The following is a 1,796-nucleotide window of genomic DNA, read 5'->3' as shown; positions in this document are numbered from 1 at the left end:
CAGATGGCTGAAGCGTTGGAGCAGCCGTCGGCGACTGGCCGTTTCGGCGGAACAGCTCAGTACAGGATGCCCGAGACCTGGCGGAAAAGGACCCAACTGCGCGTGCGGCGAATTTCCACGGGTTTTACAAATGCTCCGCGAGGGCCGTACGGCTCGTGAGGAACCCGGAAATAGGTGCGAATGATGTATTCCTCGGCCTCTGAATTCGGGCATTCGCTGGCAGAGACGAGCATCCAGTCCACCTGCTGGTGCTCCATCACGGGGTCCGGCAGATACGTTCCAGCGCGCTGCATCCTTCGGCTCCTTTCCTTCTCCTGACCACCCGAATTCCAATAACGCCCGGATGTGGCAGTATGAGAAGCGATCCCCATGCCAAATGGCCAGGAGCGCGACCAATTTGGGGAAAATGAGCCAAAACGCCTACCGCTCGCCGGGATTGATGAGGATTCGGATGTGCAGGTTGTGTCCGTCGGACAACACATCACGTTGTCCGGTGGCAACATGGGAGAGTGCACCGGGGAGAAAACGGCAAGCTGAAGATGTCACCAGCATGTCGCAACAGTCATCGCGCCCGAATGGCCACGGGCCTCAACCTCGCAGCCCCAGGCCGATGACCGCTTCCAGGAAACGGCACGTGGGGCCGCTCCCGCCGGGGCGCGATGATTTGTCGCGCATTTCGGGAGATTGCGCCGGTAATCTTACTTTGATTGATGGACCGAGGGCGTGGGTGCCGGCGCTGCCGGGGTTTCTGATGAATTGTCGAGAGGCATTTCCGGCTGGGGTAAATACCCATGCCGCCGGTAATAAATTCGGCGCACGGTATTTCCGTAGAAGTGTCCGAAGCGGTTCGGCCGCTCCAGCAGTGGCAGCGAACGAATCGCCTCTCGATACTCCCTCCGACTGCTCGCCGAAGCATCTCGATCGAGCCCCACGGTCCAACCACACGCCAACACCATGGCGACGATGAGAATCCAGCGGCGCATGAACCGGTCCTCCTGTGTTGTGAAATCAAAGGCGCTTCCAGAACTTCATCTCACATCACGAAATTTCGTCGCAGAAACTTTGGCAACGATGGCCGCGGCATGCTGCCGTCTTGCTACGGGTCATCCGCAGTGCAGCGCTAGGGGATCGTCGTAGCATGCGGCCTGATTTGTGAGCGGCAGGAAGAAGCGTCTGCCAGCACGTTCGACCACGTGCAAGCTGGCCCATGCAATCTTTGGGGGAGGGACTCAGGTGTCCGTACCGACAGCCCTATGTCCGTTCCCGAGGTCCTTCATCGGCACGCCAGCGCTAGCAGTTGATACGCGGCGGGAAAACATCGAGTTTACCGAACGTAGCGAACTTTCGCAGGCGGGCTGAGGGAGCGGATCAACCCCGGATTCCCGCCACCGGAGGGAAATACACCAAGCGGCGTGCGAGCATCGCAAGTGACCATGCCATACAATCCGCACGCACGTTCAGGTTGTCGTGCGCCGGCATCACGACAACGTTGTCACGCGAAAAACCAAGCGCCCCAAGCCGTGACGTTTTGAACGCTGGAACTGCCCGTGATGCTATTCCCTCATCACGGCGAGTTATTGTTGGACGAATTCGGGGCCGGCGGTGGGCTGCTCAACTGTGTGAGCACCTGAAGGATGCTGTTGAGATGCGCCATCCGCGGGCCGAACCGATCGACAAATTCGGTAAACATGAATTCGCCGTCAAGGAGGGCATCAAAATTCTCGTTGACTTCTTCGGTAAGCTGATGAAGAAATTCAGTCTGCACACGGGCGAGGGCTTCAGCGGCTTCGCGGCAT

2 protein-coding genes and 1 pseudogene are annotated in these 1,796 nt (G+C 58.9%); all 3 read right to left on the bottom strand.

Annotated elements, in window-relative coordinates:
• Positions 1-56 precede the first annotated feature (56 nt).
• Positions 57-293 carry a hypothetical protein gene (locus H5U08_RS17640; RefSeq protein ID WP_297036113.1) on the bottom strand — a complete coding sequence of 79 codons (237 nt, stop codon included), beginning with the start codon at positions 291-293 and terminating at the stop codon, positions 57-59.
• 405 nt (positions 294-698) lie between these two features.
• A complete protein-coding gene (locus tag H5U08_RS17635; RefSeq protein ID WP_297036110.1) occupies positions 699-983 on the bottom strand; it encodes a hypothetical protein in 285 nt (94 codons plus the stop codon).
• A 581-nt stretch (positions 984-1,564) separates the two neighbouring features.
• Positions 1,565-1,796 (bottom strand): annotated as a pseudogene (locus tag H5U08_RS17630) (hypothetical protein); the annotation flags it as partial.

The sequence above is a fragment of the Thermogutta sp. genome, from assembly GCF_014359955.1.
Taxonomy (GTDB): Bacteria; Planctomycetota; Planctomycetia; order Pirellulales; family Thermoguttaceae; genus Thermogutta.
The sequence above is the reverse complement of the archived record's forward strand: the minus strand, read 5'-3'. Positions and strand labels throughout refer to the sequence as shown.

Excerpts from the sequence above, each read along its gene's own strand:
- H5U08_RS17635 (WP_297036110.1), bottom strand. The coding sequence starts at position 983 with ATGCGCCGCTGGATTCTCATCGTCGCCATGGTGTTGGCGTGTGGTTGG.
- H5U08_RS17640 (WP_297036113.1), bottom strand. The coding sequence starts at position 293 with ATGCAGCGCGCTGGAACGTATCTGCCGGACCCCGTGATGGAGCACCAG.